Origin of the sequence: Pseudophaeobacter sp. A-200-2, assembly GCF_041008815.1 — a bacterium.
In the GTDB taxonomy this organism is placed as follows: Bacteria; Pseudomonadota; Alphaproteobacteria; order Rhodobacterales; family Rhodobacteraceae; genus Phycobacter; species Phycobacter gallaeciensis_A.
The window spans coordinates 23,555-48,527 of record NZ_JAXGFU010000010.1; the positions used below are offsets into that span (position 1 = coordinate 23,555).

Consider the following 24,973-nt stretch of genomic DNA (forward strand, 5'->3'; position numbering starts at 1 on the left):
ATCCGGTCCGCAGCCTCAGGTAGCAATCTCTGCGCCGCTCAGCCCTGGCTCTGGGCCTCCATCAGCGCACGCAGCAGTTTTTCCTCGGACATATCGTCCTCGGAGGGTTTGTCGTTGTCGGCCCCCATCAGAAGCGCCATCGAATCCTCTTCGGGCTCGTCGACTTCGATCTGGGTCTGGTTGCTTTCGATCAGACGCTCACGCAGCTCGTCGGCGCTCTGGGTCTCTTCTGCGATCTCGCGCAGCGACACGACGGGGTTCTTGTCGTTGTCACGCTCCACGGTGATCGGGGCGCCTGCGGAAATCTCGCGGGCACGATGGGCCGCAAGCATTACCAGCTCAAACCGGTTGGGGACTTTGTCTACGCAATCTTCAACCGTCACGCGGGCCATGGGCGACTCTCCAAAATATTAGTGGGTCCGGAAGGGAGACTTCTACGCCCATATGTTTTTATTGACAAGCGAAGAAAACCCCGAAACGAGTCAATATATCGGGATAACGCTGTCGATATCTGCTTTTGGCAGGGCATCCCGCATCTGGGCGGCTGTTTCTTGCAGCACAGGATGACACCAGTCCGGCGCGATGTCGCACAGCGGCACCAGAACAAAGGCGCGGTCCTGCACCCGCGGATGCGGTAGAATCAGTTGGTGCGGCGTTGCCTCCATCTGCACTTCCAGCGGCAGATCGCGCCAGCGGACATATTCATCCTGACCCGGCAGGACACTGTCTCCTAACGAGATCAGATCGAGATCAAGCGTCCGCATACCCCAGCGCTCTCCGCGCTCGCGGGCATAATGCGCCTCGATCTCGTGCAGCCGGGTCAGCAGTGCCTGCGCAGAAAGGCTTGTTTCGATCTCAACGACAGCATTGGCATAGTCGGGCCCGGCCCCCGCAGGAAAACTGGGCGTCCTGAAAAACCGGGAAACCGCGCGCAAGGAAATTCCCGCACCGGGCAATTCCCCGACGGCCGCCGCAAGGGTGTCTTGCGGCAACAAATCGCGCAGGTTCAGGTTTCCTCCCAGTGCAATCAGTGATTTTGACCGGTTTTCGGTCATTTTGGCCTCGCTTCCGAAAATCCTTCCACTTGCGGCAGATGTCAAATAACTTACATTAAGTCCACCTGTTTCGCCGCTTTTTAGCATTCACTCACGGTACACTGGCGGAATAGTTATATCGGAAGGACAATTTTGATGTTTTACAAAGACGAACGGCTTGCGCTGTTCATCGATGGATCGAATCTATACGCAGCCGCCAAGGCATTGGGTTTTGACATCGATTACAAGCTTTTGCGGCAAGAATTCATGCGTCGCGGCAAGCTTCTGCGGGCCTTTTATTATACGGCACTGCTGGAAAATGACGAGTATTCTCCGATCCGCCCTCTGGTCGACTGGCTGCATTACAATGGCTTCACCATGGTTACAAAGCCAGCCAAGGAATACACTGACAGCATGGGCCGCCGGAAGGTCAAAGGAAACATGGATATCGAACTGACCGTCGATGCCATGGAGCTGGCGCCACGTGTGGACCATATCGTGCTGTTCTCAGGAGATGGCGACTTCCGCCCGCTGATCGCCAGCCTGCAGCGGCAGGGCGTTCGGGTATCGGTGGTGTCGACCATCCGCAGCCAGCCGCCGATGATCTCGGACGAACTGCGCCGTCAGGCCGACAATTTTATCGAGCTGGAAGAGCTCAAGGATGTGATTGGCCGCCCGCCGCGCGAATACCCGAACGAGCAGCGCACCCCCGCAGCGGCCCAGTCCTGACCTCACACAGCTGAATATTGGGGCTGCTCCGCCCTTCAGATATCAAAACAAAAGAAAGGCGCCCAACCACTCGGGGCGCCTTTCTTTGTACTCCTGTCCCTTGTCGGACAAAAACTGCAGGAAACACCGGCCGTTCTCGGCTCCCCCGCCCCCTTCTACCTTCGGGCTTTTATCCTCCGGCAGAACGGGCAGCAGGCGGTGGCCGCCCCAGCCCCTGCGGCAGTGCCGAGCCCGATGGCATATGAACGTTCAAAACCTTTTCAAGCGCAGCAATGGTCACCGGCTTTGACAAGTAGTCATCCATGCCCGCCGCAAGGCATTTATCCGCCTCCCCTTCCAGCGCATTGGCCGTGACGGCAATCACCGGCGTATGACCGCGCCCGTCCCGGGCTTCGGCCGCGCGCAGGGCGGCCGTCAGCTCAAACCCGTCCATCGTCGGCATCTGGCAATCCGTCAGCACAAGGTCAAACTGACCGGTCTCCCAGGCCTCAAGGCATTCCTTGCCGTCCCGGACAATCGTTGCGGAATACCCCAGCAGTTCCAACTGGGATTCAAAAACGGCCTGATTGATCTCGTTGTCCTCAGCCACCAGGATGCGCCCGCCGACATGTCCCGACGCTTCAGAGACGGGGGCGCCCCGCGTCTGGTCCTGCGGCGCCGCCCTACCGGACAGGTAAGCCAGACCGTCCCAGAAATGTTTGGGGATCACCGGCAGGTCCTGAACCGAATACCGTCCCGGGGCGCGAATGCCCGTGACATCGGTCCGGTCGCGGCTCAGGGACAGCAGCTTGACGCCTGGCGCTTCTTCTTCGATCCGGCTGCGCAGCCATTCACTCGTACGATCCTGCTCGGTCGGTGCCGTCAGCACAAAGATCTTGTCGGGTCCCGCCTTGCGCGCGATCGCCATGTACTCATCCCGATTTGCGACCCATTTAATATCGCAATCCGCCGCCAGCGCATAAGAAGACCAGCAGGCCCGATCAGTGCCCTTGGGCAGCATGGCAACGACTTGTTTCCCCGACAGCCGCAGGCATTTGAGCGGGCCGGAGGCATCCGACACCGGCAGCCGCAGAGTAAAAGTCGCCCCGTCTCCCAGAGTACTATCGACCGAGATTTCGCCGCCCATCTTCTCTGCAAGCTGTTTGACGATGGTCAGCCCCAGACCATTGCCCTGGATCATACGCTTGACCACATCCCCGGAGCGTTCAAAGGGCTGAAAGATCGCCTTCTGAACCTCTGCATCCATGCCGATACCATTATCTTCGACGACGAACTCGATCCAGTCGTCCCCCTGCAACTGCACCCGCAAGCTGACCTGGCCGACGGGTTCATCCGACTGCGGTGCCGAAAACTTGATCGCATTTCCGAGCAGATTCAGCAGCACCTGACGCAGACGACCGGCGTCTCCCAGGATAGAATCCGGCAGGTTCGCCTGCACCGACAGGGACAATTCGACCCGTTTCTGATCTGCATGGGCCCGCAGGGTTTCGGCGACGCTTTCGACAACGGGCAACAAACGCATCGGCGCATTCGACAGCTCCATCTTGCCCGCTTCGATTTTCGACACGTCCAGAATATCGTCGATGATCCACAGCAAGGAAGACGACGACTCCTTGATCGCATGCAGGATACGCCGCTGTTCCGGGGAAAGCTCGGTGCTCTCCAGAATTTCGACCATGCCGATGACCCCGTTCATCGGGGTACGGATTTCATGGCTCATCGCGGCCAAAAATTCGCTTTTGGCACGATTGGCCTTGCGCTCTTTCTGATGCGATTTCCACAGTTCCTGACCGTAGGAATCCGTCAGCTGCCCAAAGGCCATCATCTCGATCATGATAATGCCGAAGACGGTCAGCATGATCGGTATCGACAGGTAGGTCCGAGAAAATTCCTCGTCAAAGATCGGAGAGCCAAAGTAATCATAGCCCAGCAGCCGGTACCCGATCCAGGCACACAGAACCGCCACGATCAGCCCGATAATATAGGGCTTTTCCCGCTTCAGAGAGAAGGCCATGAACGGCCCGCCGAGAAGCGCCACGAACATGAACTCGACGCTGCTGGCCGGGTGCAGGTTGAAAACCCCGCCCAGAACCGTGCACAGGCCGGCGACGAACCAGATTAGCCGCGCCGCCATTTTGTGCCGCGTGCGCATCAAATACCAGGCAGCCGCTGAACCGGCGCCGGCGATCAGGGCGATTTCGACGACCGTCAGCTCTCCCATGTAGATGCCAAAACCCATCCACAGAACACTCATCACCACAACAAGATTGGCCGTGGTCCGTACCGTACGGAACCGACGTTCCATACTGTCCTCGACCGCGCGCCATTCAGCGGTGCTGCTGATTTTCTTTGTACTCGCTACGTCCGCCACTCCGGCCCCCAAGACCAAACGCTCGCCCTGTAAAGAGGGTTTCGCGAAAACCGGTGTTTTCAGTCCCGCACTCTAACCGCAGGCAAAGCACTGAAATCACCTTATCCAAAACAGCAGCCTGCCTGCATCAGGTTAACATTCCGTCATTTCTGCGACAATCTACAGTCGTTTTCAGCAGGATGCCCTAGGGTGGCCTGCAACAGGCAGCTGCCTCTGGACCTTGCGGCCGGAAAACCCTACCTCTGCCGTGCAAGGAGATGCGCGACCATGACTTCAGACCTGTCCTCCGGCCAGCAGGCCCAGACCAATCAGCCCGCGAAACCGGCCCTGACCCTTTACCTGGCCGCCCCGCGTGGTTTTTGCGCGGGCGTGGACCGGGCGATCAAGATCGTGGAGATGGCGCTGGAGAAATGGGGCGCACCGGTCTACGTGCGCCATGAGATCGTGCACAACAAATACGTTGTTGATGGGCTGCGCGCCAAAGGCGCCGTCTTTGTCGAGGAACTGGACGAATGCCCGCTCAACCGCCCCGTGATCTTCTCCGCGCATGGGGTTCCGAAATCCGTCCCCGCAGAAGCGGAAAAACGTCAGATGGTCTATGTGGACGCCACTTGCCCGCTGGTGTCCAAGGTCCATATCGAGGCCCAGCGCCACGCCGAGGCGGGCCTGCAGATGATCATGATCGGCCACAAGGGCCACCCAGAGACAATCGGCACCATGGGCCAATTGCCCGAAGGCGAGGTTCTTCTGGTCGAAACCCCCGGTGACGTCGCCTCGGTCGAGGTCCGCGATCCGGACCGGCTCGCCTATGTGACGCAAACCACCTTGTCGGTGGACGACACCAAGGACATCGTTGCAGCGCTTGAGGCGCGGTTTCCCAATATCGTCGGCCCCCACAAGGAAGACATCTGCTATGCCACGACCAACCGCCAGGAAGCGGTAAAGGCCGTGGCGCCAAAATCCGACGCACTGCTGGTGGTCGGCGCGCCCAATTCCTCCAATTCGCGGCGCCTGGTCGAAGTCGGCGCCAAGGCGGGCTGCGCTTATTCCCAGCTTGTGCAGCGGGCCGAGAATATCGACTGGCGCGCCCTCGAAGGGATCCGCAGCATCGCCATCACCGCAGGCGCCTCTGCGCCGGAACTGCTGGTGAACGAGGTCATCGATGCCTTCCGTGCCCGTTTCGATGTCACCGTCGACATCGTGGAAACCGCGGTCGAGCGGGTCGAGTTCAAAGTTCCCCGCGTGCTGCGCGCACCGACCTGAAGCGGACCAGAACCGGGTCGGCCTTTTTTGCAGACGGATCCCAAACACGCGCGACAGATCTGCCGCGTGCCGGGACTCCCCTGAACAGGAGCGGCGTGTTAGCAGTTGATCAACACCACTGCGCCGCAAGGAGGCCCGAGAGATGATTTCAATGCAGTTCCTGATCACCGCCCTTGTGGTTGTCATCGCGCCCGGCACCGGGGTCGTCTACACGCTGGCACTTGGGCTTGGCCAGGGAACGCGGGCTGCCCTCTGGGCGGCGCTTGGCTGTACCTTCGGCATCCTTCCCCATCTGGCAGCTGCAACGTTGGGCCTTGCTGCCGTGCTGCACAGTTCCGCCCTGCTGTTTCAGGTCGTCAAACTGGCAGGGGTTGCCTATCTGCTGTATCTGGCCTGGCAGGCGCTGAAATCCGGCGGCGCCCTGTCGATCACCTCGGACAGCCGCCAGCAATCGGGGCTGCGCATCGCCCGGCGTGGCGCGCTGATCAATATCCTGAACCCGAAACTGTCGGTCTTTTTCCTCGCTCTGCTGCCGCCCTTCCTGTCGGGCATCCCGGAGAGAGCCACCGCCGAGATGACCCTTCTCGGCGCCGTATTCATGGTGCTGACCTTTGTGGTTTTTGTTCTTTATGGCGTCTTTGCCGCCAAGGCCCGCGACTTCGTTCTTGGCTCTGAACGGGTGCTGACTTGGCTGAACCGTGGCTTTGCCGCGATTTTTGCCGCTCTTGCCGTGCGGCTGGCGGCAGAACGGGCATGAACCGTATCCCGCTTGTCCCGCTGGCCCTGGGGCTGGCTGGTCTGATCCCCTTTGTCTGGGGCGCAGCCACGCTGTGGCTGCCCGACCTGCAGGCCTGGGGCAGCAGCCATTTGGGCCCAAGGTTCGTCAGTCCCTATGTACAGCTGTTCTATGGCTCGGTGATACTCAGCTTCATGTCCGGCGTTCTCTGGGGTTTTGCCACAAAGACGAGCGGCGCCAAGGCCGCCGCCGGGTACACCCTGTCGGTGATACCAGCCCTTTGGGCATTCTTCATGACCGGCGGCGGGCCACTGAGTGCCGGAACCAACCTGATCTACGGTTTCGCAGGGCTGCTGCTGCTGGACTGCGTCTTTTCCATCTGGAACCTGACCCCGCACTGGTGGCTGCGTCTGCGGGTGCTGCTGACGCTGGTGGTCATCCTCTCCCTCTCTGTCGGAGTATACCTGTGAGCGATACCGAAACCATCAGGGTCTATGATGCCCGAGCAAAAGACTACGCCGCGCTGAACCAGGACTACCTCAGCAGCGATCCCAGGCTAGTCGCTTTTATCGCGGCCTGCCCTGCGAATGGCCGAGTTCTGGATCTGGGCTGCGGGCCGGGCACCTCTGCCGGGGTGATGGCAGAGGCAGGCCTGCGGGTTGACGCCCTGGATGCCTCCGCCGAAATGACCGCCCTTGCAGCGCAGATTGACGGCGTCAACGCCCGGCAAGCGCGCTTTGACGAGATCACCGGAGACGGGATCTACGACGGGATCTGGGCCAACTTCAGCCTGCTGCACGCCCCGCGCAGCGACATGCCCCGGCATCTGCAGGACATCCACCGGGCATTGAAACCCAATGGCGCCTTTTACATTGCGCTCAAGCTCGGTAAAGGCGAGGCCCGCGACACCATTGGCCGCCTTTACACCTACTACGAGGAAGACGAATTGATCGATCTGCTGACCACCGCCGGTTTCACCCCTCTGGACCGCAGCCACGGCAAAGGCCCCGGACTGGACGGCTCGGTTTCACACTGGATTTCGGTTGCCACCCATGGCTGATCTGTTTGCCTATACCGATGGCGCCTGCTCGGGCAATCCCGGTCCCGGCGGCTGGGGCGTGCTGCTGCGTGCGATGGACGGCGACGAGATCGTCAAGGAACGCGAGTTGAAGGGCGGCGAGCCAGAGACCACAAATAACCGGATGGAGCTTCTGGCGGCGATCAACGCGCTGGAGAGCCTCAGCCGTCCGACGAAAATTACCATCGTTACTGACAGTAACTACGTGAAGAACGGCATCACCGGCTGGATCTTCGGCTGGAAGAAGAACGGCTGGAAGAACGCTGCCAAGAAACCCGTGAAAAACGCCGAGCTGTGGCAGCGTCTGGATGCGGCGCAGCACCAGCACGACGTGACATGGGAATGGGTCAAGGGCCACGCGGGGCATCCCGAAAACGAACGCGCCGATGAGCTGGCCCGCGCGGGCATGGCACCTTTCAAACCCGGCAAACGCAAATCGGCCTGAGACGGATCTCCCCCGGCCCGGCTAACTCCGCAGCACCGCCCAAGGGTTATTGTGACCATGAGTTTTCTGACCCTGCTTGATTACGCTTCGGTGCTGGTCTTTGCCCTGACCGGCGCGTTGGTGGCTAGCCGAGCACAGCTCGACGTCGTCGGCTTTGCCTTTGTGGCTTGCCTGACTGCGGTAGGTGGCGGTACGGTGCGCGATCTGTTGCTGGACCGGCATCCGGTGTTCTGGGTGGATGATCCCAATTTCATCCTGCTGGCAGCGGGGGCCGCCGGTATCGTCTTTGTCACCGCCCACTTGGTGGAAAGCCGGATGAAATGGGTGATCTGGCTCGACAGTTTTGCCCTTGCCGTGGCGGTCCCGGCAGGCACTGGCGCCGCGCTGGCCATGGGCAAACCGCCGGTGGTCGTGGTCTTGATGGGCATGGCAACCGGATCGCTCGGCGGGTTGATGCGCGATGTGGTCTGCAACGAGGTGCCGCTGGTGCTAAAACAAGGCGAGCTTTACATCTCCTGCGCCATGGCGGGGGCGATCACTGCCGTAACCGCCATCTGGGCGGGGCTGGACACCGGGCCTGCCCTGCTGGCCTGCGGCGCAGTCTGCTGGGGGCTTCGCGCGGGGTCCATCGCCTTTGGCTGGCACCTGCCAGTCTACAAAAGCCGACCACCGCGCAGCTGAGGCTGCTACTTTTGCAGGTATTTCTGCCAGAGCCAGATCAGCAGCAGCGCCCCCAGTACCGCCCCGACCAGACCGGAGAGCATCCCCATCACCGCCAGCAGCGTGCGCAGCACCAACCCGCCAATCAGGGCGCCCGCGATGCCGATCGCCACGGTGGTGATGATATCCGCCTCGATCCGCATCATCCGCGTCGCCAGAAACCCGGCTGCGGCCCCGATGATGATAAGCGCGACAATGGACATCTGATTTCCTCCAATGGCTTGGCACGAGGATCAGCGCCCCGTTAGAGAAGAGGATGGCATTCACGCCCGGCAAAGGAAAGACGCAGCAGACCCGTTAAAGCCTGACACCCTTCGCCACCGGAAAGCCACGCAGAAAGATCTCGCGATCCTGCGCACCCTTGCCCGCCCGCTGCAGGCGCAACAGCTCGACCGCGCCGCTGCCGCAGGCAACGGTCAGGGCATCGTCCAGCACCTCACCCGCTTCGCCGCTGCCATCAGCAAGGCGCGAAGCAAGCAGTTTTACCCGCTGGCCATCAATCTCGCACCAGGCGCCGGGGAAGGGCGACAGGCCGCGGATCTTGCGATCCACCTCTTCCGCCGGTCTGGTCCAGTCGATCTGCGCCTCGCTCTTGTCGATCTTGCTGGCGTAGGTGACACCGTCTTCGGGCTGCACCTCAGGTACAAGCTCGGTCAGCTTCTCCAACGCCTCGACGATCAGGCCAGCGCCCATCGCGGACAGCCGGTCGTGCAATTGCGCAGTGGTTTCTTCGGCCTCTATGGCGGTGGCGCGGCGCAGCAGCACCGGGCCGGTATCCAGTCCGGCCTCCATCTGCATGATGCAGATGCCGGTCTCCGCATCCCCAGCCATGATGGCACGGTGGATCGGCGCCGCCCCGCGCCAGCGCGGCAGAAGGCTGGCGTGGATATTAAGACAGCCATGTTTCGGCGCATCCAGCACCGCCTGCGGCAGGATCAGCCCATAGGCCACCACCACGGCGACATCCGCGCCGAGCGCAGCAAACTCAGCCTGTTCCTCGGCGCTTTTCAGAGAGACCGGATGGCGCACGTCAAGGCCCAACGCCTCGGCCCTTGCGTGAACCGGCGTCGGACGGTCCTTCTTGCCACGCCCCGCCGGGCGGGGCGGCTGGCAATAGACGGCGGCTATCTCGTGTCCGGCTTCGACCAGCGCATCCAGCACCGGCACGGAAAAATCGGGCGTTCCCATAAAGATGACGCGCATGGCTCCTGCCCCCCTTAGCCGGTCAGTTTCTTGGATTTGCGGATCAGCATGTCGCGCTTCACCTTGCTGAGACGGTCGATATAGAGTTTGCCGTTCAGGTGGTCGATCTGATGCTGCACGGATGTGGCCTCGATCCCGACGAAATCCCGCTCGGTGATCTCGCCGTTCTCATCCATATAGCGCACGGTGACGGCGCGGGGGCGTTTCACCTTGGCCGACACACCCGGAAGGTTAGGCGAGGCTTCATCGTGTTCGCGCAGCTGGGTGGAGGAATGCAGGATCTCGGGGTTCGCCATCCGTACTGCCTTGCCGCGCTCGGTCGAGCCATCCACCACCGCAAGGCGCAGCATCACGCCAATCTGGTTGGCGCCAAGGCCAACGCCTGGCATCGCCTCCATCGTGTCGATCATGTCCTGCCAGATCTGCCAGATCTCATCTGTGATCTCGCTCACCTCTTCGGCGCGAGTACGCAAGCGTTTGTCGGGCCAGGGCAGGCAGGGGCGGACAGTCATTCGGAAGTCCCTTTCAGGGCGGTGTATTCAGCCTCGACCGCAGAGCGGGCTTCGGGATCGAGATGGTCAAAGGTCACGGTGCCATTGAGATGATCGAATTCATGCTGGATGCAGCGGGCCTCGAACCCGTCGAAATCGGCCATGTGAATGTCCCCTTCCGCAGCGGTCCATTGCACGGTGACGGCGACGGGGCGTTCGACCGGAACCATAACACCGGGGATCGACAGGCAGCCTTCTTCCATCGTCACCGGCACGCGTTCAACCGCCATGATCGACGGGTTGATCATGACCATGGGGGAGCGCTTCCCCTCTTTCCAGGTGCAATCCATCACGAAAAGGCGTTTCATCACCCCCACCTGCGGCGCGGCAAGACCCCGGCCATTGGCCGCGTACATTGTGTCGAACATGTCGGCGATCAGCTCGTCGAGGTGCTCCTGCCCCACCGGGGCGCAGTGCTGGCTGAGCCGCGGATCAGGCCATTTCAGGATCGGTAGAACCGCCATGGGCAAGCCCCCTCTTTCAGCGTTCCGGGCAGAGCCTTACTGCTCCCGGGCGCGCTCGCGTTTCAGCTTTTGCATTTTGCGGGTGATCATCTGCCGCTTCAGCGGTTTCAGGTAATCGATGAACAGTTTCCCGTTCAGATGATCGATCTCGTGCTGCACGCAGGTCGCCCAGAGCCCGTCAAAGGTTTCCCGTTGCGCATTGCCGTCCCGGTCCATCCATTCCACCTCGACCTCTTTGGGGCGGGTGACTTCGGCGTATTGCTCGGGGATCGACAGGCAGCCTTCCTCGTAGACGTTGGTCTCGTCCGAAGAGGCAATAACAGCGGGGTTGAACATCACCAACGGGCGCGCATCGCCCTCGCCTTCCTTGGCGCAATCCAGTGCGATCACCCGTTGCAGGATGCCAACCTGCGGCGCCGCAAGACCGATGCCCGGCGCCGCATACATGGTTTCCAGCATGTCATCAGCCAATGTGCGCAGATCGTCCGAAATATCGGCAACCGGTACGCAAACCTTTTTCAGGCGGGGGTCGGGATGGATCAGGATAGGACGTTTCATGCGCTTGATTTAGGCGATTGCACCCCGCCCTGCAACGCCCCCCTTGCGCGCAGCGTCATTGTGCGTAGCTTCTCTGCCAAACAACCGGAGTTTAAACCATGGATTTTGACACCCTGATCGACCGTCGCGGCACCCATTGCGCCAAATGGGACATGATGGAGAGCCTTTATGGCGTCTCGCCCGATGAAGGGCTTGCGATGTGGGTGGCCGATATGGATTTCCCGGTGCCCCCTGCGGTCACCGACAAGATGCGTGAAATGGCAGATCACGGCGTCTATGGCTATGTAAACTGTGACGAACCCTACAAGAACGCGATCCAGTGGTGGATGCAGAACCGCCACGGCTGGCAGGTCGAAGCCGATGCGATCTTCACCACAACCGGCCTCGTGAACGGCGTCGGCATGTGCCTTGATACCTTCACCCAGCCGGGCGATGGCATCGTCCTGTTCACCCCGGTCTACCACGCCTTTGCCAAGGTGATCCGCAATGCGGGCCGCGAAGTGGTCGAATGCCTGATGACCAACAATGACGGGCGTTACGAGATGGATTTCGACGCCTATGACGCGCAGATGACCGGCAAAGAGAAGATGGTCATCCTGTGTTCGCCGCACAATCCGGGCGGCCGCGTCTGGACCCAGGAAGAACTGCAGGCGGTTGCGGATTTCGCCAAACGCCATGACCTGATCCTGTTGTCGGACGAGATTCACCACGATCTGGTCTATCCCGGCAACACCCACATCCCGATGCAGAACGCCGTGCCCGAGGTGACCGAACGGCTCTTGATGCTGACCGCACCGTCGAAGACCTTCAACTTTGCCGGGCTGCACACCGGTCAGGTGATCATCCCCGACCCGCATCTGCGCGAACAGTTCCAGCGCCGCATGCTGGCCCTGGCGCTGGCGCCGAACTCGGCCGGGCAATACGCCACCGCCGCCGCCTATTCCCCCGAGGGCGCCGCGTGGGCCGACCAGCTGATCGCTTATCTGGATGGCAACCGGAAGGTCTTTGACGCCGCGATCGAGAAGATCCCTGGCCTGTCCTCGATGCCGCTGGCGGCCACCTACCTGTCCTGGGTCGATTTCTCCGGCACCGGGATGAGCCGCGAGGAATTCACCAAACGGGTCGAACAGGGCGCCAAGATCGCAGCCAACCATGGCACCACCTTTGGCACCGGGGGCGAGAACTTCCTGCGCTTCAACCTCGGCACCCAGCGCTCCCGCATCGAGGAAGCCTGCCGCCGCCTGACCGAAGCCTTCTCGGACCTTCAGTAAGCATACAAAAAGTGGGCGCTGCGATCACGCTGCGCCCACGTATACCCGCCTGATCTACAGGCTGGAATTGGAATAGATTTGCAGCGGCCGGTTCAGGCCTCGCCATGCACTCCGTCATAAGCGATCAGAGCCACCGGCGCGTCCGGTGCGCGGTAGAAATCCAGCGGCGCGGATTCGGCCGCCGCAGTTGCGCGCTTGAACTCGTACCGCATCTCGCCGCCTTCCGCCTCGGAGGCGACGATCAGGCACTGCGAGATGTGGCGGGCACCATCATAGAGATCGACGAGGCCCCGCAGTTGCGGCGCGGTTGCCTCTTCCACCGAAAAACCGGTCTTCCACATGCGCAGAACCGGAAACTGCGACTCTCCGACCTGCACGCGCAGGCGGCTTTTCTTTTTCAGCCCCTGAACGCGGGCGGCGTCCAGCGCCTCTTGAACGGCTTTCGGAACATAGGTGGTCATGGCATCTGCCTTTCCGGTGGATCATCTGATCGGCTCTGCTGAGCCCCTCTAGGGTGACTCATAATTGCCTAAAATCAAGTGAACTTTTTTCAATGCTGCGGCACCCGTGGCTGCTGCTTCCTGCAGGTTGTGCAGATCCGCAGGGAGGCTGCGCGCCTGTCGGCATGGGCGACACCCTCCGAAGTGCCTAGTTTGCGGGCATGGAACGGAAGGAGCGAAAACAATGGGTCTTTTGATCGACGGTACCTGGCACGACAAATGGTATGATACCAAATCCACAGGCGGCGCCTTTGAACGCTCCGTATCGCAGTTTCGCAACTGGATTACGGCGGATGGCAGCGCCGGACCATCGGGCGATTCGGGATTTTCCGCCGAAAGCGGGCGGTATCACCTCTATGTCTCTCTCGCCTGCCCCTGGGCCCACCGGACGCTGATCTTTCGCCAGCTGAAAGAGCTGACCGACCATATCTCAGTCTCAGTGGTGCATCCCGACATGCTGGACCGGGGCTGGACCTTTGAGAAAGACGAACATGGTGCCACCGGCGACACCCTGTTCGGTCACGATTACGCCTACGAGATCTACACCCGCGCCGATCCGAGCTATTCCGGGCGCGTCACGGTGCCGATCCTCTGGGACAAGCAGCGCGAAACCATCGTGTCGAACGAAAGCTCGGAAATCATCCGCATGTTCAACTCGGCCTTTGATGATCTGACCGGTAACCGGGACGATTACTGGCCCGAGGAGCTGCGGGAGCCGATCGAAGCGGTGAACGCGCGCGTCTATGACACGGTGAACAATGGCGTCTACCGCTGCGGCTTTGCCACCAGTCAGGCCGCCTATGACGAGGCAGTCACCCCGCTCTTCGATACGCTGGATTGGCTGGAGGACCTCCTGTCCGAGCATCGTTACCTGCTGGGCACACGCGTGACCGAGGCCGACTGGCGCCTGTTCACCACCCTCCTGCGGTTCGATCCGGTCTATCACCTGCATTTCAAATGCAACCGCAAGCGCATCATCGATTACCCGAACCTCTGGGCCTATACGCGCGAACTGTATCAGTGGCCCGGTGTGCAGCAGACCATCGGTATGGATCACATCGTGCGCCACTATCACTATAGCCATGACACCATTAACCCGAACCGGATTCTGCCCATCAACCCGGTGATCGACTGGCTGGAACCGCACGGGCGAGGCTAAGGAATTCCTTACTTTTGGGGCTTTCGGGCCTGCATTGCAGCTTCTGATTGCGACATTCGGTTGCCTTATCACCCGGGCTGTTTCATACGGCCCGGGTCCGGCACCGGGATGTCCCGTGGCCTTTTCACGAGTCAGGGCCTGCAATGGTAGCAAGCAATACAGCAAGCAAGAACGCGCAGCGCGATCACGGCGGCAATCTCGCGGCCGCGATGGAACAATACGGCGGGACACGGGAGGGTTGGATCGACCTCTCCACCGGCATCAACCCGGCCGCCTACCCGCTTCCACGTTTCACAGAAGCCGATTGGTCGGCGCTGCCTGACAGCGCTGCAAGCCACGATCTGCATCAGGCAGCGCGCCGGTTCTGGAATGTTCCGGAGGGAGCCGAGATCCTTTCTGCCCCCGGTGCCTCCTCCCTGATTGCCCTGGCCCCTGCGCTGGCCGATCCGCGCTGGGTGCGGATTGAGACACCGACCTATAACGAGCACGCTGCCGCCTTTCGCGCCCATGGCTGGAGCGTCACGGGCCAAGGCCCCGCCGAAGCCTGCGTCGCGGTACACCCCAACAATCCGACCGGACGCCAGTGGCAAGCCGAAGAGCTGGCTGCGCCTTTCCGTATCATCGATGAAAGCTTCTGCGACATCTGCCCTGATCAGAGCCTGATCCATCTGGCGGCAGAACCCGGCACGCTGGTGTTGAAAAGCTTTGGCAAGTTCTGGGGGCTGGCCGGTCTGCGGCTTGGCTTTGCCATCGGTGATCCGGAGCTGATCTCCCGCCTCTCTGAACTGCAAGGCCCCTGGTCGGTGTCCGGCCCAGCGCTGAAGACCGGGGTTCGGGCGCTGTCGGATACCGATTGGGCGGCACAGACCCGGGCAAGGCTGGCTGAGGACGCTGCGCGGATGGACGAGATGATCCTGCCCAAAGGCGCGGAACTGGCAGGCGGTACCGATCTGTTCCGTCTCTATCACGTAAATGACGCCGCCGAATGGCAGCAGCGGCTGGCCCGCGCCCATATCTGGAGCCGCATCTTCCCCTATTCAGACACTTACCTGCGCCTTGGCCTGCCTCCGGCAGCAGGCTGGGACCGGCTGGAGACCGCCCTTTGATCACCGCAACCCTTCTGATCCCCGCCTTGATCCTAGATGCCATTCTGGGGGAACCCCGTTGGCTGTGGAACAGATTACCGCATCCGGCGGTGCTGATGGGGCAACTGGTTGGTGCCCTCGATGCAGGGCTAAACTCCGGCGCCGGGCGCCGGGCCAAGGGCGTGGTCTCCGTTCTGGTCCTTGTCATCACCGGACTGCTGATCGGTTGGCTGCTGTCACTCTTTGGCGCCTTGATGGAGATCCTCGTGGCCGCAATCCTGATCGCCCAGCGCTCGCTCTGCGATCATCTGCAGGCGGTGGTTCAGGGGTTGCAAAGGGATGGTCTGCACGGCGGGCGCGCTGCGGTTGCCATGATCGTCAGCCGCGACACCACCGAGATGACTGGACCGCAGGTCGCCCGCGCCGCCATCGAAAGCGGCGCCGAAAACATGTCAGACGGTGTGATCGCCCCCGCCTTCTGGTTTCTGATCGCCGGGCTGCCCGGATTGCTGGCCTACAAGATGATCAACACCGCCGACAGCATGATCGGCTACCGCAACGCGCGTTATCGCGACTTTGGCTGGGCGGCGGCGCGGCTCGATGACCTGGTGAACTGGATCCCGGCGCGGCTGACGTCGCTTCTGATGGCGCTGGCCGGAGGAAGCCTGCGCGACTGGTCCGCGATTGCCGAGGATGCCCGCAAGCATCGCTCCCCGAATGCCGGCTGGCCTGAGGCCGCCATGGCGCGGGCGCTTGATGCGGCCCTGTCGGGACCGCGTTCCTATGACGGCGAGATGCAGGAGTTTCCCTGGGTTCATGAGGACGGAGCTAAGGGGCTCGGCGCCGAGGCAATCCGGCGCTGCACCGAAATGCTGTGGAAAACCTGGGGGCTTGCCCTGCTGCTGACGGTTGCTATTGCGGTGATCTTCTAGCACACACTTGGGGCAATCACGGTCTAGAAAGGACGCCCAAGACATGCGCAAACTGATCCTGGCCCTGGCAGCCGCGATGCTGCCCACCGGCACCTTCGCCCAATGTGGCGGCAGCTTTTCCGACTTCGTACAGGGCCTGAAACAGGAAGCGGTGACCGCGGGCTACGATGCTGCCACCGTGAATGCGTTCTTCAAAGGCACCAAACAGGACCCCAAGGTGCTGCGCGCAGACCGGGCGCAGGGTGTGTTTCAGAAACCCTTTATCGAGTTTTCGCGGCGACTGATTTCCCAGAACCGGATCGACCGGGGCCGGGCCATGTCGAAAAAGCATGACAGCACCTTCCGCCGCATCGAAAACACCTACGGCATCAACCGCGGTGTACTTCTGGCCTTCTGGGCATTTGAAACCGACTTTGGCGCCTTTCAGGGCGATTTCAACACCCGCAATGCGCTGGTTACCCTTTCGCATGACTGCCGCCGTCCCGAATTATTCCGCCCGCAGATTTTTGCCGCGCTTGAGCTGTTCCGGCACGGCGATTTTGACCCGGCCCGCACCACTGGCGCCTGGGCCGGAGAGATCGGCATGGTACAGATGCTGCCCCGCGATATTCTGGACAATGGCGTTGATGCCGATGGCGACGGGCATGTCACCCTGAAAACCTCGGCGCCGGATGCCCTGATGTCGGGAGCCAAGATGCTATCGCATCTGGGCTGGCAGCCGGGTCAGCCCTGGATTCAGGAGGTAACCCTGCCCAAGGGTCTGGACCTGTCGCTCACCGGACCTGCGCAAAAGCTGTCGGTGGCGGACTGGCAGCGGATGGGCGTCGTGCCCCGCGAAGGGCGCCTGCCCGATCCAGCCATGCGCGCCTCGCTGATCGTCCCGCAGGGCCATAAGGGACCTGCCTTCCTCGCCTTTCCCAATTTCGATGTTTATTTCGAATGGAACCAAAGCTTTACCTACGTGATGACCGCAGCCTATTTCGCCACCCGGCTGGAAGGCGCGGCGATCTATGACGCCGGAAGCCCCGATCAGGGCCTCAGCGGCGCCGGGATGAAACAGTTGCAACAGAAACTGCAGGCGCGCGGCCACGACGTGGGAGACATCGACGGCATTCTGGGCGCCAAGACCCGGATCGCGGTACAAAAAGAGCAAGAACGCCTTGGCCTGCCCGCTGACGCCTGGCCCACACCGGCCCTGCTAAACCGGCTCTAACGCACAGGAAACCTGTCGCCAGCCTGGTTGATCAGCACCACCCGGCCATGGCTGTGCACATAGAGATCGCAGCGCGAGAACCCGTCGACATAGTCGATACAGACGCTGCCATCTTGTGCGATCCGGTAGCTGCCCCAGCTGGTGGCCCCGCCATTGGCGGCCGAGTTGGTATAGGAATAGGCACCATCCTTGCCGAACCGCGCCTCTCCGTCATCAAAGAACACAAAGGCCTGCCCAGGCAGCGCCGCGAGCTCAGACGGAGCAAAGGGCTGGTCGGCGGGTTTCAGGTTCCAGTCTTCCGCATCGGCCGGGCCTGCGCCAAGACAGATCGTGGCGGCGGCAAGAGAGCAGGCAATAAGGGAAACACGTGTCATGCCCCAAGTATATCGCAAAAGCCGCCGGGCGCAGGTCACGATCCGGTGACGCCGAAAATACCTGTTCCGCGGGCGTGCCTACCAGTTGATGAAGGTTTCGAAGTCTTTCATCGCCCGTGCCCAGAGTGACACCTGCTGGGCAAAGTCATCAGCACTGACACCGTCCCGGCCCAGATAGATATCCATCTCGATGCGGGCCGACCCTTCATCCGAGATATAGGCACGTGCAAACCGGTTCTCCGTGTTCCATTCGTTGATCTTGGCCAGCCGTACCGATCCTTCGGTCTGGTAGCCGGAAAAGAACTGGACCGCGTTGCAGTCGGTGTTGTTGTCACAGCCGTAGTAATAGACTGAGAAATCACTGCCGTAATAAGTCACGCGCAGCTTGGGATCGCCGACATTATCCGTTGTCGCTTCGACCTCTGCCCCTTCATTTTCGAAGAACCTGTAAAGGCTATCGCCATCCGTCGCAAAAACGGGTTCGGCCTGTGCTGCAATGGGCAGAGTCAGCGCAGCGGCCGTGAGGATGGCGAGGCATCGTGAAGGGTACATACTAGGTCTCCTAAAAACACTTGTACCGATCCTAAGCAGGACGTCTCGGCCACACAAGGAAGTCGCCCGCGCCACAACCTAAAGCCGCACTGCTGCGACCACGGATCAGGCGACCAGCGCTTCTGCCTTTTTCAGATCGACAGAAACCAGCTGGCTGACGCCTTTTTCCTGCATCGTCACCCCGAACAGCCGGTCCATGCGGGCCATGGTGACCGCGTGGTGGGTGATGATCAGGAACCGGGTATCAGTCTGGCGGCACATCTCGTCCAGAAGATCGCAGAACCGGGTCACATTGGCATCATCCAGCGGCGCGTCGACCTCGTCCAGCACACAGATCGGCGCCGGGTTCGACAGGAAGACGGCAAAGATCAGCGCCATCGCCGTCAGTGTCTGCTCACCGCCGGAGAGCAACGACAGGGTCGATAGTTTCTTGCCCGGCGGTTGGCACATGATCTCCAGCCCGGCGTCCAGCGGATCGTCGCTTTCGACCATCACAAGGTTGGCCTCACCGCCGCCGAACAGATGGGTGAAGAGCATCGCGAAACTGGCGTTGACCTGCTCAAACGCGGTCAGCAGCCGCTCGCGCCCTTCTCGGTTGAGGCTGGCAATCCCGCTGCGCAGCGTCCGCACGGCCTCTTCCAGATCCTGTTTTTCCGACACCAACTCGTCATGTTCGGTCTGGATCTCCCGGGCATCTTCCTCGGCCCGCAGGTTTACCGCACCCAGCGCATCCCGCTGCCGCTTGTGACGGGAGACCTCGGCCTCCAGCGTCTCGGCCGTGGGCATCTGATCAGGGTCGGTATCAAGCTGTTCCAGCAGTACCTGCGGCGCGCAGTTCTGCTCTTCTGCGATCCGTTCCGCAGCATGGGTCACGGTTTCCCGCGCTGCCTCGAACCGGGCTTCGGATCTGGCCCGCGCCTCGCGCGCTTCGGAGGCCAGACGCTCGCAATCGCGTTCAGCCTGCACCGTCTCGCGCAGCACCGCCTCTGCCGCGATCAGCGCATCGGTCGCTGCTGCCTTGCGTGCTTCGGCCTCTTCAATGGCCTCGTTCAGCTCTTCACGCTTTTCGGCAATCTCGGCGGGTACCGCGTGGGCGTCTTCCAGCTCTTCCTGAGAGGCCTCGCGCCGTTCGGCCAACTCAGCGATCCTGCGCTCGGCAGTGTCGAGCCGGTGACGCCAGCCCGACAGGTCCTTGGTGACCTGCTGAGCCCGTTTGGTACGTGCTTCGCCTTCGCGGCGCAGCTCATCATGGGCCGAGCGGTGGGTCAGCATGGTGATCCGCGCCGCCTCCACCTGCTGCTTGATCTCCTCGACCATGGCGCGGGCCTGCTCCAGATCCCCGAGTTCTGCCAGCGCGGTCTCGGCATCTGTCAATTGCAGGCGGGCGGCCATGGCGTCTTCTTCATGCCGGGTCACCGCGATGCCCAGGGTTTCCAGCTTGCCCTCGGCCATATTCCGGTCAGCCTCCGCCCTGCTCAGCGCCCGGGCGGCATCGGCAACGCGTTGATCGGCGGCGCGGCGGGCCTGGCGAGCCAGCTGATCCGCCTGAGACACCTCTTCCAATTTGCGCAGCAGCGCATCATGGGCGGCGCGGGCGCCATCCGCGCGGGCACCGACGCGTTCCAGATCCTGTTTCAGAGCCTCTAGCCGGTTCAGCTGTTCCAGCCGCAGGGCGGCAGCGCTTGGCGCATCTTCGGCCCAGGACCGATAGCCATCCCAGCGCCACAGATCACCCTCCAGCGTTACCAGACGCTGCCCCGGTTGCAGCTGCGACTGCAGATCGCGGGCCGTGTCACCATCTACCAATCCGATCTGTCCGATCCGCCGCCCCAGCGCTACCGGGCCAGACACATATTTCGCCAGCGGCTCTACCCCATCAGGCAAAGGCACATCGCGATCATATCCCGCCAGTGTAACCCAGCCGGTCGGCCCGTCCACATCGGCCATCGGCGCGCGCAAATCATCGGCGAGCGCCGCGCCAAGCGCCTTTTCATAACCCGGGGCCACGCTCAGCTCATCCAGGATCTGGCCACCTTCAGCGGTGTCCCGTTCCACCAGTTTCGCCAGTGCCGTGACCTCGGCCCGCAGGGTGCCCAACTCGCCCTCGGCCTCAGATCGCTGCGCGCGCGCCTCGGTTTCGCGTTCCTGCGTGTCCGCCCGCATTTCATCGGCAGCAGCGAGTGCCTCTTCGGCGGCCTCTGCGGCCTCGCGGGCGTCTTCCTCGGCAGTGACAGCCTCATCGAACCGTTCGGTTGCTTGCTCCAGTGCCTCTTCGGCCTCTGCCTGGGCGCCGCGGGATTTCTCGCCTTCGTCCGTGGCCCGTTGCAGCGCACGCTGGCAATCCTCGACCAGACGCCGCGCTGATTGGTGACGGGCCACCAGACGGGCCACATCCTCGGTCACCTGCGACAGGTGGTCCTCGCGGGCCTCAAGGATCTGCCCGGCATCGCGCGCCAGATCAGAGGCCTCGGCCAGACGATCCTCGTGGCCTTCGCTGGCCTTGGCCAGTTCCCGCTGTTCCCAATCCAGCCGTTCGATTGTTTCGCCCGCATCCCGGTTCAGCCCGGTCTCGCGCTCGATATCGTTGCCGAGCTGCTGAATACGGGAGGTCAGTCGCTCAATGGCCTGGCGCGCCTGCGCGTCCTGATCGCTGAGCGCATCGCGTTGCACCATCAGCCGCTGCAGGATTGCCGCCGCGATGGCTTCCTCTTCGCGCAGGGGCGGCAGGGCGGCCTCATCCTCGGCCCGCTTGGCGCCCGCTGCGCGGCTCAGCGCCTCAGCCTTGGCCGCCTGGGTGACGCGGGTACTCAGCTCTTCCTCGGCTGCAGCGCGGGCGTCGTCTGCCTCACGCCAGCGGCGGTACAGCAGCATGCCCTCGGCGAGGCGCAGTTTCTCCCCGATATCACGATAGCGCTGCGCCTGTTTCGCCTGGCGCGCCAGCTGCGAAAGCTGCGCCGCCAGCTGTTCGATCACATCATCGACGCGCAGCAGGTTCTGTTCGGTATTCTTCAGCTTCAGTTCTGCCTCGTGGCGACGCTGATAAAGGCCCGAGATGCCGGCCGCCTCTTCCAGAATACGGCGGCGCGCCTTGGGTTTGGCATTGATCAGTTCGGAAATCTGCCCCTGCCGCACCAGCGCAGGCGAATGCGCCCCGGTCGAGGCATCGGCAAACAGCATCTGCACGTCCCGCGCGCGCACATCCTTGCCGTTGGATTTATAGGCGCTGCCCACATCGCGGGTGATCCGGCGCACGATTTCCAGCTGATCGCTGTCGTTGAACCCCGAGGGTGCCAGCCGGTCGCTGTTGTCGATCTGCAGGCTGACCTCGGCGAAATTGCGCGCCGAACGGGAGGTCGTCCCGGCAAAGATTACGTCCTCCATACCGCCGCCACGCATGGCCCGGGCGCGGGTTTCACCCATCACCCAGCGCAGCGCTTCCAAAAGGTTCGACTTGCCACAACCATTCGGCCCGACAACGCCGGTCAGCCCATCCGCGATGATCAGATCGGTCGGATCGACAAAGCTTTTGAAGCCGTTGAGCCTGAGTTTGGAAAAGCGCAAAGCTGCCCCTGAGTGATTCCATGATAGTGAACCTCAGCAGGTTCGCGGGTCTTGAGTCAACGCTACAGCCCCCAAATCGGGCAAGCCTGCCTGCTTTGGACACTATATCTTGTGGATAACCCCGAGAAATACAGCCTCAGCGGGAAAAATTGCCGGAACTGGCCTTTTACGGGCAGGACAAACGCCCGACAAGCACCGCCTGATCACCGCTGACCCAGAGGACACGGCAGCCGGTAGAGGCCGCCATTGCCCGTCTGGCCCGGTGCCGCAGTGGTCCCAGCCGGGGCGCATATTGCGGGTTGATGCGCACCGCCTCGACCAGAGTTCCGCGCTGGCGGATATCAAAGGTGCTGCCCTCGACCGTAATCCGCGCAGGCGGAATGCCCCGGAAATGCGCACTCGGGGCATCACAGCCTGCCACCAACAGAATGCACAGAAGACTCAGCACACGCATGGCTGCCTCGCGGTTGTTTCCTCCCCATCGATAGGAGAGGCTCAGGGGGAACTATACCACCTCTGCGCTGACCTGCCGAGGCGACACAGCGTCCTGCTCTGCCAGAGTCTCTGCGATCAGACGGGCTAGACGAGCAATCCCCTCTTCGATCGCCGCCTCATCCAGCACCGAGTAGCTGAGCCGGATCGTGTTGGGGCCACCGCCATCGGCAAAAAAGGCCTGACCGGGCACAAAGGCCACCTTCACGCTGTCCAGCGAGCGCGCCAGAAGTAGTGCCCCGTCCAGCCCCGCAGGCAGAGTAATCCAGATGAACATCCCGCCTTCGGGGCGGGTCCAATCCACGCCCGGCGGCATGTGCTGCTTCAGCGCGCGCAGCATGGCGTCCCGGCGCGCCTTGTAAGCGGCGCGGACCTTTTCCACATGGCTGTCGAACTGCTGTCGTGCGACGGTGTTTACCGCCATCTGGTTCAGGGTTGGCGAGTGCAGATCTGCCGCCTGTTTGATCAGCACCATCTGTGCAATCACCGGCCGGGCCGCGACGATCCAGCCAACGCGAAGCCCTGGCGACAGGGTCTTGGAAAAGGTACCGCAGTAGATTGTGCGGCAGTTGTCCAGCGTTCCCTTCTTCGCCTGCTCAAGCGCCAGAATGGGCGGCACCGGATCGCCGTCATAGCGCAGATCCTGATAGGCACCGTCTTCGACGATGGCGCATTGCAGGTCCTCGGCGAGATCCAGCAGACGTTCCCGGTCGGCCTGAGCGACGGTCTCGCCGGTTGGGTTGGCAAAATCGGCTGACAGATAGGCGAATTTGACCGCCCCACCATTCTGTGCGGCGCCATCGCGATAGCTTTGTGCCGTGCGGTTCCCGGAAAGGTTCAGCTGATCATAGCGCGGTTCGTAGGCGTTGAAGGCCGCCAGCGCCCCCAAATAGGTCGGCGCCGTCACGAGCGCGGTGTCCCCTGGCGACAGGAACAGTTTGCCAAGGTAATCAAGCCCCTGCTGCGAGCCTGAGGTGATCAGGATGTTGTCCGGATCACAGTCAACGCCCATGCGCGCCATCTGGCCAACGATCCATTCTTTCAGCGGCAGGTACCCTTCGCTGACCGAATATTGCAGGGACTGTGCTTGCTGTCCGCCGGACAAGGCCCCTTGGAACGCTTCGGCAAAAGCCTCGGCCGGGAACAGGTCCGGGTCGGGAATGCCACCTGCAAAGGACAGAATGCCCGGCTGATCCAGAAGTTTCAGCAACTCGCGGATTTCCGACGCCTTCATCCGCATCGCACGACTGGCAAATATGTCTTTCAGCTGCATGAGACCCTCCTGACTGCACGCCTTTGGGCGATTGGCAATCTTTCTTGCAGGTAAGTCAATATAGCTGACCTTTTATTTCAAAAAGGTGATCGCGCTTTTACGGATCTTGCGCATGACTTGCGGTCTTGCCTGAGATGCGGTCATATGATTTGACCAATTCGGGAAAACCACTCCCGTCCTGCAATACACAGATCCCGAGGCTCCGATGCCGTTTCAGAAAGTTCAGCCGGAAAAACTCTCGACCTCGGTCGTGCGCCAGATCGAGCAGTTGATTCTGCGAGGTATCCTGTCGCCTGGTGAGCGCCTGCCGGCCGAGCGGGAACTAGCGGAACGTCTGGGCGTATCACGCCCCTCGCTGCGCGAAGCCATCGGCGAGCTGCAGGAACGCGGGCTTCTGACCTCGAAAGCGGGATCAGGTGTATTTGTCGGCGATGTTCTGGGCTCGGCCTTTTCCCCCGCGCTGGTGCAGCTGTTTTCCAGCCATGATGAGGCGCTGTTCGATTACCTGTCCTTCCGCCGCGACATGGAAGGTCTGGCCGCCGAACGTGCAGCGCGGCTGGGGTCAGACGATGATCTGAAAGTAATCCAGACCATCTTTGACAAGATGAAAGCCGCTGGAAACCCCGCCGAATCCGAAGAAGCTGCAAAGCTGGATGCGCAGTTTCATTCCGCGATCATGGATGCCAGCCACAACGTGGTGATGCTGCATATGATGCGGTCGATGATCGATCTTCTGCGCGAAGGGGTGTTCTACAATCGCAAGGTCATGTTTCAGCAGTATACCTCGTATGAGGCGATCCTGGAGCAGCACGAAGCCATCAATGCCGCACTGCAGGCGCGTGATCCCGCGGCAGCGCGCGCAGCCGTGGAACGGCATCTGGATTATGTGAAACAGGCCCTGATGGACCACCAGCGCGCCGAGCGGAACGCCGATGTTGCCCGGCAGCGGCTGGAACACGAAAAAAGCAAATCCTGACCCAGACGGGCGGACTTTGGACGACTGCGCCCACGTGGCGCAGTTATCTGCTGCCTAGTGCAAGCTTTTCCGCCAGTCGATGATCGCCTTGCCAAGTCGATCCGCGATCTTCTGAAAATCGCCACTGCTCAGCAGCTCTGCCGCCGCATCACGCCGGTTCTTTTCCACACAGGTCGCGATATGGCCCGCCGCCTGATGAAAACGACTATGCGCCTGCGCTACAGCCTGAAAGTACGGAGAGTCACCGATTTCGGGATCCTGGCGCAGCTTTACCAGCCATTTTCCAAAAGTGCATTGGTCGTCTTGGGAAATCTGCTCTGCGGACCAAGGCAGCTTGCCGGTCGCAACGGCCTCTTTCAGCTGTAGTTTCCAGCATCCATGCGCGCCGACCGCGTCTTTAATCTGCCGGTCCAGATCTACCTTGTCCATCCGG

General features: G+C 61.7%; 28 protein-coding genes. 13 read left to right on the plus strand and 15 right to left on the minus strand.

Annotated features, from left to right (window positions below):
- Positions 1-38: 38 nt before the first annotated feature.
- Positions 39-392 (minus strand): DNA-directed RNA polymerase subunit omega, encoded by a 354-nt coding sequence (gene rpoZ / locus SM766_RS15575; protein WP_065271528.1) that lies wholly within the window; start codon positions 390-392, stop codon positions 39-41.
- 90 nt (positions 393-482) lie between these two features.
- On the minus strand, positions 483-1,055 hold the full coding sequence (gene folK / locus SM766_RS15580) for a 2-amino-4-hydroxy-6-hydroxymethyldihydropteridine diphosphokinase (RefSeq protein ID WP_368948374.1): 573 nt from the start codon (positions 1,053-1,055) through the stop codon (positions 483-485).
- Positions 1,056-1,190: 135 nt separating this feature from the next.
- Between folK and SM766_RS15585 the strand changes: the two genes are divergently transcribed.
- Entirely contained in the window at positions 1,191-1,763 is a 573-nt protein-coding gene (locus SM766_RS15585) for a LabA-like NYN domain-containing protein (RefSeq protein WP_274830289.1), read from the plus strand.
- Positions 1,764-1,932: 169 nt separating this feature from the next.
- Here SM766_RS15585 and SM766_RS15590 read toward each other — a convergent pair whose 3' ends face one another.
- Positions 1,933-4,134, minus strand: a complete 2,202-nt coding sequence (locus SM766_RS15590) for an ATP-binding protein (RefSeq protein WP_368948375.1) — start codon at positions 4,132-4,134, stop codon at positions 1,933-1,935.
- Positions 4,135-4,401: 267 nt separating this feature from the next.
- Here SM766_RS15590 and ispH point away from each other — a divergent pair, with 267 nt between their 5' ends.
- The 6 genes from ispH (at position 4,402) to SM766_RS15620 (ending at position 8,337) form a co-directional block, all read left to right on the plus strand.
- Positions 4,402-5,397 carry a 4-hydroxy-3-methylbut-2-enyl diphosphate reductase gene (ispH, locus tag SM766_RS15595; protein WP_368948376.1) on the plus strand — a complete coding sequence of 332 codons (996 nt, stop codon included), beginning with the start codon at positions 4,402-4,404 and terminating at the stop codon, positions 5,395-5,397.
- A gap of 142 nt (positions 5,398-5,539) precedes the next feature.
- Positions 5,540-6,154: a LysE family translocator gene (locus tag SM766_RS15600; RefSeq protein WP_368948377.1), complete on the plus strand. Its 615-nt coding sequence runs from the start codon at positions 5,540-5,542 to the stop codon at positions 6,152-6,154.
- Entirely contained in the window at positions 6,151-6,603 is a 453-nt protein-coding gene (locus SM766_RS15605) for a DUF3429 domain-containing protein (RefSeq protein WP_368948378.1), read from the plus strand. The genes SM766_RS15600 and SM766_RS15605 overlap by 4 nt, the downstream gene beginning before the upstream one ends.
- Positions 6,600-7,193: a class I SAM-dependent methyltransferase gene (locus SM766_RS15610; RefSeq protein WP_368948379.1), complete on the plus strand. Its 594-nt coding sequence runs from the start codon at positions 6,600-6,602 to the stop codon at positions 7,191-7,193. Before SM766_RS15605 ends, SM766_RS15610 begins: the two co-directional genes overlap by 4 nt.
- The gene (gene rnhA / locus SM766_RS15615; RefSeq protein ID WP_065271536.1) at positions 7,186-7,656 is read left to right on the plus strand and encodes a ribonuclease HI; all 471 of its coding nucleotides are present in this window, start codon (positions 7,186-7,188) and stop codon (positions 7,654-7,656) included. Before SM766_RS15610 ends, rnhA begins: the two co-directional genes overlap by 8 nt.
- A gap of 57 nt (positions 7,657-7,713) precedes the next feature.
- Positions 7,714-8,337, plus strand: a complete 624-nt coding sequence (locus SM766_RS15620; RefSeq protein ID WP_274830294.1) for a trimeric intracellular cation channel family protein — start codon at positions 7,714-7,716, stop codon at positions 8,335-8,337.
- A 5-nt stretch (positions 8,338-8,342) separates the two neighbouring features.
- Here the strand turns inward: SM766_RS15620 and SM766_RS15625 are convergent, their stop codons facing one another.
- The 5 genes from SM766_RS15625 to def (SM766_RS15645) all read right to left on the minus strand — a co-directional run bounded on the left by SM766_RS15625 (position 8,343) and on the right by def (SM766_RS15645) (position 11,152).
- Positions 8,343-8,579 (minus strand): GlsB/YeaQ/YmgE family stress response membrane protein, encoded by a 237-nt coding sequence (locus SM766_RS15625; protein WP_065271538.1) that lies wholly within the window; start codon positions 8,577-8,579, stop codon positions 8,343-8,345.
- A 94-nt stretch (positions 8,580-8,673) separates the two neighbouring features.
- Entirely contained in the window at positions 8,674-9,579 is a 906-nt protein-coding gene (fmt, locus tag SM766_RS15630) for a methionyl-tRNA formyltransferase (RefSeq protein ID WP_368948380.1), read from the minus strand.
- A 14-nt stretch (positions 9,580-9,593) separates the two neighbouring features.
- Complete coding sequence (gene def / locus SM766_RS15635) at positions 9,594-10,091, minus strand: peptide deformylase (protein WP_368948381.1); 498 nt, start codon at positions 10,089-10,091, stop codon at positions 9,594-9,596.
- Positions 10,088-10,594, minus strand: a complete 507-nt coding sequence (gene def, locus SM766_RS15640; RefSeq protein WP_368948382.1) for a peptide deformylase — start codon at positions 10,592-10,594, stop codon at positions 10,088-10,090. Before def (SM766_RS15640) ends, def (SM766_RS15635) begins: the two co-directional genes overlap by 4 nt.
- A 36-nt stretch (positions 10,595-10,630) precedes the next feature.
- A complete protein-coding gene (gene def, locus SM766_RS15645; RefSeq protein ID WP_065271542.1) occupies positions 10,631-11,152 on the minus strand; it encodes a peptide deformylase in 522 nt (173 codons plus the stop codon).
- Between the two features lie 98 nt (positions 11,153-11,250).
- On the opposite strand from def (SM766_RS15645), the gene SM766_RS15650 reads away from it, so the two are divergent.
- Positions 11,251-12,423, plus strand: coding sequence for a MalY/PatB family protein (locus SM766_RS15650; RefSeq protein WP_368948383.1), 1,173 nt, complete (start codon positions 11,251-11,253; stop codon positions 12,421-12,423).
- 92 nt (positions 12,424-12,515) lie between these two features.
- Here the strand turns inward: SM766_RS15650 and SM766_RS15655 are convergent, their stop codons facing one another.
- Positions 12,516-12,884, minus strand: a complete 369-nt coding sequence (locus SM766_RS15655) for a hypothetical protein (protein WP_368948384.1) — start codon at positions 12,882-12,884, stop codon at positions 12,516-12,518.
- 223 nt (positions 12,885-13,107) lie between these two features.
- Between SM766_RS15655 and SM766_RS15660 the strand changes: the two genes are divergently transcribed.
- The 4 genes from SM766_RS15660 to SM766_RS15675 all read left to right on the plus strand — a co-directional run bounded on the left by SM766_RS15660 (position 13,108) and on the right by SM766_RS15675 (position 17,312).
- A complete protein-coding gene (locus tag SM766_RS15660; RefSeq protein WP_368948386.1) occupies positions 13,108-14,082 on the plus strand; it encodes a glutathione S-transferase family protein in 975 nt (324 codons plus the stop codon).
- Between the two features lie 143 nt (positions 14,083-14,225).
- Entirely contained in the window at positions 14,226-15,188 is a 963-nt protein-coding gene (locus SM766_RS15665; protein WP_368948387.1) for a threonine-phosphate decarboxylase, read from the plus strand.
- Positions 15,185-16,099, plus strand: coding sequence for an adenosylcobinamide-phosphate synthase CbiB (cbiB, locus tag SM766_RS15670; protein ID WP_368948388.1), 915 nt, complete (start codon positions 15,185-15,187; stop codon positions 16,097-16,099). The genes SM766_RS15665 and cbiB overlap by 4 nt, the downstream gene beginning before the upstream one ends.
- A 43-nt stretch (positions 16,100-16,142) precedes the next feature.
- Complete coding sequence (locus SM766_RS15675; RefSeq protein ID WP_368948389.1) at positions 16,143-17,312, plus strand: lytic murein transglycosylase; 1,170 nt, start codon at positions 16,143-16,145, stop codon at positions 17,310-17,312.
- On the opposite strand, the gene SM766_RS15680 is transcribed toward SM766_RS15675, so the two are convergent.
- From SM766_RS15680 to SM766_RS15700, 5 genes are all read right to left on the minus strand, one after another.
- Positions 17,309-17,686 (minus strand): hypothetical protein, encoded by a 378-nt coding sequence (locus SM766_RS15680; protein WP_065271549.1) that lies wholly within the window; start codon positions 17,684-17,686, stop codon positions 17,309-17,311. The two genes, SM766_RS15675 and SM766_RS15680, sit on opposite strands and share 4 nt — an antisense overlap.
- A gap of 78 nt (positions 17,687-17,764) precedes the next feature.
- Positions 17,765-18,238 (minus strand): YbjN domain-containing protein, encoded by a 474-nt coding sequence (locus SM766_RS15685; RefSeq protein ID WP_368948390.1) that lies wholly within the window; start codon positions 18,236-18,238, stop codon positions 17,765-17,767.
- Positions 18,239-18,343: 105 nt separating this feature from the next.
- Positions 18,344-21,799 (minus strand): chromosome segregation SMC family protein, encoded by a 3,456-nt coding sequence (locus tag SM766_RS15690; protein ID WP_368948391.1) that lies wholly within the window; start codon positions 21,797-21,799, stop codon positions 18,344-18,346.
- Positions 21,800-21,965: 166 nt separating this feature from the next.
- On the minus strand, positions 21,966-22,253 hold the full coding sequence (locus SM766_RS15695) for a hypothetical protein (protein WP_368948392.1): 288 nt from the start codon (positions 22,251-22,253) through the stop codon (positions 21,966-21,968).
- Positions 22,254-22,304: 51 nt separating this feature from the next.
- Positions 22,305-23,564, minus strand: coding sequence for an aminotransferase-like domain-containing protein (locus SM766_RS15700; RefSeq protein ID WP_368948393.1), 1,260 nt, complete (start codon positions 23,562-23,564; stop codon positions 22,305-22,307).
- Positions 23,565-23,769: 205 nt separating this feature from the next.
- Between SM766_RS15700 and SM766_RS15705 the strand changes: the two genes are divergently transcribed.
- On the plus strand, positions 23,770-24,540 hold the full coding sequence (locus SM766_RS15705) for a FadR/GntR family transcriptional regulator (RefSeq protein WP_065271554.1): 771 nt from the start codon (positions 23,770-23,772) through the stop codon (positions 24,538-24,540).
- A 54-nt stretch (positions 24,541-24,594) separates the two neighbouring features.
- Here the strand turns inward: SM766_RS15705 and SM766_RS15710 are convergent, their stop codons facing one another.
- The gene (locus SM766_RS15710) at positions 24,595-24,969 is read right to left on the minus strand and encodes a CZB domain-containing protein (RefSeq protein WP_274830310.1); all 375 of its coding nucleotides are present in this window, start codon (positions 24,967-24,969) and stop codon (positions 24,595-24,597) included.
- Between the last annotated feature and the right edge of the window lie 4 nt (positions 24,970-24,973).

Bases quoted from the DNA above. Each gene is read 5' to 3' on its own strand.
- SM766_RS15700 (WP_368948393.1), bottom strand. From the start codon at position 23,564: ATGCAGCTGAAAGACATATTTGCCAGTCGTGCGATGCGGATGAAGGCG.
- SM766_RS15655 (WP_368948384.1), bottom strand. From the start codon at position 12,884: ATGACCACCTATGTTCCGAAAGCCGTTCAAGAGGCGCTGGACGCCGCC.
- SM766_RS15650 (WP_368948383.1), top strand. From the start codon at position 11,251: ATGGATTTTGACACCCTGATCGACCGTCGCGGCACCCATTGCGCCAAA.
- SM766_RS15680 (WP_065271549.1), bottom strand. From the start codon at position 17,686: ATGACACGTGTTTCCCTTATTGCCTGCTCTCTTGCCGCCGCCACGATC.
- SM766_RS15685 (WP_368948390.1), bottom strand. From the start codon at position 18,238: ATGTACCCTTCACGATGCCTCGCCATCCTCACGGCCGCTGCGCTGACT.
- rnhA (WP_065271536.1), top strand. From the start codon at position 7,186: ATGGCTGATCTGTTTGCCTATACCGATGGCGCCTGCTCGGGCAATCCC.
- SM766_RS15605 (WP_368948378.1), top strand. From the start codon at position 6,151: ATGAACCGTATCCCGCTTGTCCCGCTGGCCCTGGGGCTGGCTGGTCTG.
- SM766_RS15585 (WP_274830289.1), top strand. From the start codon at position 1,191: ATGTTTTACAAAGACGAACGGCTTGCGCTGTTCATCGATGGATCGAAT.
- SM766_RS15625 (WP_065271538.1), bottom strand. From the start codon at position 8,579: ATGTCCATTGTCGCGCTTATCATCATCGGGGCCGCAGCCGGGTTTCTG.
- SM766_RS15665 (WP_368948387.1), top strand. From the start codon at position 14,226: ATGGTAGCAAGCAATACAGCAAGCAAGAACGCGCAGCGCGATCACGGC.
- ispH (WP_368948376.1), top strand. From the start codon at position 4,402: ATGACTTCAGACCTGTCCTCCGGCCAGCAGGCCCAGACCAATCAGCCC.
- rpoZ (WP_065271528.1), bottom strand. From the start codon at position 392: ATGGCCCGCGTGACGGTTGAAGATTGCGTAGACAAAGTCCCCAACCGG.
- SM766_RS15600 (WP_368948377.1), top strand. From the start codon at position 5,540: ATGATTTCAATGCAGTTCCTGATCACCGCCCTTGTGGTTGTCATCGCG.
- SM766_RS15620 (WP_274830294.1), top strand. From the start codon at position 7,714: ATGAGTTTTCTGACCCTGCTTGATTACGCTTCGGTGCTGGTCTTTGCC.
- SM766_RS15660 (WP_368948386.1), top strand. From the start codon at position 13,108: ATGGGTCTTTTGATCGACGGTACCTGGCACGACAAATGGTATGATACC.
- SM766_RS15705 (WP_065271554.1), top strand. From the start codon at position 23,770: ATGCCGTTTCAGAAAGTTCAGCCGGAAAAACTCTCGACCTCGGTCGTG.
- SM766_RS15675 (WP_368948389.1), top strand. From the start codon at position 16,143: ATGCGCAAACTGATCCTGGCCCTGGCAGCCGCGATGCTGCCCACCGGC.
- def (WP_368948381.1), bottom strand. From the start codon at position 10,091: ATGACTGTCCGCCCCTGCCTGCCCTGGCCCGACAAACGCTTGCGTACT.
- def (WP_065271542.1), bottom strand. From the start codon at position 11,152: ATGAAACGTCCTATCCTGATCCATCCCGACCCCCGCCTGAAAAAGGTT.
- def (WP_368948382.1), bottom strand. From the start codon at position 10,594: ATGGCGGTTCTACCGATCCTGAAATGGCCTGATCCGCGGCTCAGCCAG.
- fmt (WP_368948380.1), bottom strand. From the start codon at position 9,579: ATGCGCGTCATCTTTATGGGAACGCCCGATTTTTCCGTGCCGGTGCTG.
- folK (WP_368948374.1), bottom strand. From the start codon at position 1,055: ATGACCGAAAACCGGTCAAAATCACTGATTGCACTGGGAGGAAACCTG.
- SM766_RS15695 (WP_368948392.1), bottom strand. From the start codon at position 22,253: ATGCGTGTGCTGAGTCTTCTGTGCATTCTGTTGGTGGCAGGCTGTGAT.
- SM766_RS15710 (WP_274830310.1), bottom strand. From the start codon at position 24,969: ATGGACAAGGTAGATCTGGACCGGCAGATTAAAGACGCGGTCGGCGCG.